2 protein-coding genes and 1 pseudogene are annotated in these 3,497 nt (G+C 65.9%); all 3 read right to left on the bottom strand.

The features are described 5' to 3' along the window. Nucleotides 1-115 precede the first annotated feature (115 nt). Nucleotides 116-1,297 carry a recombinase family protein gene (locus CCS01_RS11765; RefSeq protein ID WP_104519018.1) on the bottom strand — a complete coding sequence of 394 codons (1,182 nt, stop codon included), beginning with the start codon at nucleotides 1,295-1,297 and terminating at the stop codon, nucleotides 116-118. A 317-nt stretch (nucleotides 1,298-1,614) separates the two neighbouring features. After that, complete coding sequence (locus CCS01_RS11755) at nucleotides 1,615-2,349, bottom strand: reverse transcriptase domain-containing protein (RefSeq protein WP_193540130.1); 735 nt, start codon at nucleotides 2,347-2,349, stop codon at nucleotides 1,615-1,617. A 758-nt stretch (nucleotides 2,350-3,107) separates the two neighbouring features. Then, nucleotides 3,108-3,497 (bottom strand): annotated as a pseudogene (locus tag CCS01_RS34620) (hypothetical protein); the annotation flags it as partial.

Below are 3,497 nucleotides of genomic sequence, written 5' to 3'. Positions count from 1 at the left end.
CGCTCGCGATGTGCCGCCGTCCACATGGCTTGCTCCTCCTGCCGCGCCGATAACGCGCGACAGAACGACGGGATCGCATATGGACGGTCGTCTCGGTCATAGCGTGTCGCCGCAGTCAAACAGGCTCTTCAAGCACGCGCTCAACCTCTCGCCACACCGCTTCGTCCAACCGGTCGGTGCGCACCTGCTGATTCGCGCACAGGCGTTCGCCACCGAAACGATACGCATCACTGCCGCAACAACGATAGTAGGCATAATGACGCCGCTGGCCTTTGGCCGAGGCCAGGCTGACGGCCTTGCCATAGTATGCATAACCGCACTGCCGACAGACCACCAGCCCTTGCAGCAGATAGCGCTGGCCGCGGGCACTCTGCCGGCTACGCCGTCGGTTCTCCGCCAGTTGCTCGACCGCCGCCTCGGCCAGCGCCGCGTCGATCAGGGGTGGGACCGGCACGCTGATCCATGCCTCCGGGGCCACGTCGTAGACGCCATAGGCGCGGCGGGGCTGCTCGGCGCCCCCGCGCACCGGGCGCAAGCGGGCCGGCAGCGGCCCAACCCGGGTCTTGCCGAAGGCCGCCGCGCCGGCATAAGCGGGGTTCTTGAGGATGCCCGCCACGGTCGAGCGGTCCCAGGCCAGCTTGCCGCTGCGGGTCGGGCAGCCCTGGGTCCGCAGCCGCCGGCACACCTCGCCAATGCTGATGCGCTCGCGGCCGATCCACTGAAAGATCTGGCGTACGATGCGGGCCTCGTCCTCCTGAACCTCATAGCGGGCCACCCCGCCGCCGATATGCTTGTCGATATAGCGGTAACCATAGGGCGCGCCCGACAACACGCTCACCTCGCCCTGGTGGGCGGCGTGCCGCTTACCGCGTCGGCTGCGCTCCAAGATCTTGGCACGCTCGTATTCGGCTACCATGCCCTGCACTTGCAGCAAAAGGTCGTCCTCCGGCGAGAGGCCGATCGAGCGGTTGAGGAACACGACCTCGACCCCGGCGCGGCGAAACTCGTCGATCAGCAGCACTTGGTAGGCATAACGGCGGGCGAGGCGGTCGGGCGAATGCACGTATATACGATCGATGTGACCGGCTGCGACAGCGTCGCGCAGGCGCTCGAGGGCGGGGCGCACCAGAGTGGCGCCGCTGTAGCCTTCGTCGCAGAAGCGTTCATCGGGCATCAGCGACAGGCCGTCCTGGGCGAGGCGGGCCTCCAGGGCCGCGATCTGGCTGCTGATAGTGCTGTCGCTGGCCTGCTGCTCGGAGGAGACGCGGGCATAAATGGCAGCGCGTATAGACGTCATGCAGGTTTCTTCCTTGGAACGAGGATGGTGTCGGACGTAGCCTGGCCAGGTGAGCCGCACGTGTCGGGCCGGGAGCGAAGCCGGCGTTCGATGATCGGCAACAGCCGCTCAAAGGCGTCGGCCATGACGTGCTGTTCGAGCCGGCTGGCCTCATGGCTCACCTGGATTGTGAGGGGGCGAAGGTTTGTTCTGCGCCGGGGCATCGGCGCCTCCGTGACCGGGCCGATGCGGATTGCACGGCCGACACGCCATCAACGGTGCTCCCGCGAAGCCGTCGCGATAGTGCGGGCGCAGCCGATCCCGCGGGATCGTTATCGTCAGATCAAACGGAAGTTTTGCACCATTGTGGGTGGAGTGATCTCGCCCCCTTGCGGGACGCCCTGCCGGCTCGCTCTGCCCCCTTCCAAGCGCTTCCGACCATCCCCGCCGGTGATCTCGACCGGCGCCTTGAGCCAAAGCTTGATCAACCGCAGCATGCCGCCGTCGGCTATGCGGCGGGCCAGCGTCTGTGTCAGCTCGCGGTGTGGGATAGTATCGAAATACTTGCTCAGATCGGCATCGACCACATCGATGTAGCCCTGCCGCAGCAGGCTCAGCACCGTCTGGATAGCCTCCGTTGCACTGCGTTCCGGCCGGTAGCCGTGGGCTGCCGGGTCCAGATCCGCTTCAAAGATGGGTTCCAGCACCAGTTTTGCCGCGGTCTGCACCACCCGGTCCTGGATCGTCGGGATCCCCAATGGCCGTTCCCCGCCGCCGGCCTTCGGGATCATCACCCGTCGGACCGGCTGGCACCGATACGTCTTCGCACGTAGTTCCTCGCCCAGCCGGGCCAGCCAGCCCTCTCGACCTGCTGTCTCGATCTGTTCGAACGTCACCCCGTCCACCCCTGGTGCACCGTCATTGGCGCGCGCCAGGTCGTATGCGTGGCGCAGGATGTCCGCCCGCCAGACCTTGTCGTAGAGCAGATAGAACCGGTAGCCCGGCTCGGCTTTCGCCTTGCCGTAGAGTTTCCGCTGCAAAGTCCGGACCGCATCGGGTGTTTGCAGGCTCATCGCCAATCACCGCCGCCTCATCGGCTTCAGAAACATACCAGAAGTCAGGGTCCTTCCCTCCACCGGCGTTACCCGGCTTCGGCGGTACTACGACCCTGTCCGACGCCCGCCAGGACCGCTGCCTGCGCAGCGTTGAGGCCGCTACCCTCGTCCCCGGAACGGGCCTCCCCCGCTTGCACAATCCCCGTCTCGACGTGCTGTGCCCCTTACCCCGGCGGACTGTCCCGGTGCGTCTGTCGGCTGCTTCCCGGTCCATGCTGCCTTCCCCGTACTCTGGGCGGGTCGGCGTCCACAACTTCCCTTTCGGGGCCTGCTCAGGCTTCACTCACGTTACGGCCCATCGAGTCGCTCAGCCGCCAGAAGCGGCCTTTGTCGCAGGGCTTCGATACGGCCAGTTACCCAACCGCACCGCCTGCCAGCTACCGGGCCAACCGACCATTGCCCGGGTGGGACTTGCACCCACAAGGTGATTGCACCCTTCGGGGCGCACCAGAGCCACAGAGATCGCAACGAAGCCGGCGGCGGCGCGGCGAGTCTGATCTCTGTGACTCTATGGTGGACCATCGTCGGCTGCCGCAGGCACCGGCCGTGACAGGAACGCACGCCTCTGGCCGCACCGTCATATGGTCTGGACGGGCACGGCGGCCGCAACCCAGGCAGCCCGAGGAGAGCGACGCCGCTGTATTCCTGCAAGCAGAGGCCCAACCGTCCTGCAGTATGCTGTAATCCGAGCTTCTGTCCTTGTTACTAAACCGCGTCTACTTTGAGAACCGTAGCTTCTCCTCCTCAGGATCAAGATGATCCTTGACCCACAGCCGATCGGCAACAGCACAGGGATCGGCATTGACGGCGGCTTCGGAAGCGGCGACGCGGCGGATCAGGTCCTCAGCCGTGGCATGGCAGTGGTGGTAGGTGACGTCCTCGCGCAGCCAGCGCCACAGCGGCTCGACCGCCATCAAGTCCGGGCTGTAGCTGGGCAGCGGCACCAGATGGATGCCCAGGCTGCCAGCGGCGGGACTGTCTGAAGATTGGGGGTGCGGACGACGGCGCGATAGTTTCGTGTCTGTTCTCTGATTGGGGGTGGACGCGTGGCTTGGATTGTGCGGTTGGTGAAAACCGACGCTGACGGTGAGCAGCGGTCCGTTGAC

The sequence above is a fragment of the Rhodopila globiformis genome, from assembly GCF_002937115.1.
Classification (GTDB): domain Bacteria; phylum Pseudomonadota; class Alphaproteobacteria; order Acetobacterales; family Acetobacteraceae; genus Rhodopila; species Rhodopila globiformis.
Note: the sequence above shows the minus strand (reverse complement) of the source record. Positions and strands in the feature narration are given on the sequence as shown.